Genomic DNA, 232 nt, shown 5'->3' on the forward strand with positions numbered 1-232 from the left:
CGCCGAGCACGCGCGCTCGCGCGTGGCGGTCTCCTGCGACGTCGCGGGCGGGCGCCTCGTCATCGAGGTGGCCGACGACGGACCGGGCTTCTCTCCCGCCGCCCTCGAACGCGGCTGTGAGCGCCTCTTCACAGACGACTCCTCCCGCTCCTCGCGCGACGGAGGGCGCCACTACGGGCTCGGCCTCCACGCCGCCTCCGAGGCCGCGAGCGCCCACGGGGGCTCCGTCTCG

The 232-nt window shown here is 76.7% G+C and carries 1 protein-coding gene; it reads left to right on the forward strand.

All coding sequences use genetic code 11. The annotated features are described in order from the left end of the window. Positions 1 to 22 precede the first annotated feature (22 nt). Positions 23 to 232 (forward strand): ATP-binding protein (locus DWZ01_RS11080; RefSeq protein ID WP_369832497.1); only part of this gene is annotated, 210 nt, incomplete at its 3' end.

The organism is Collinsella sp. AF28-5AC, from assembly GCF_003457875.1.
In the GTDB taxonomy this organism is placed as follows: Bacteria; Actinomycetota; Coriobacteriia; order Coriobacteriales; family Coriobacteriaceae; genus Collinsella.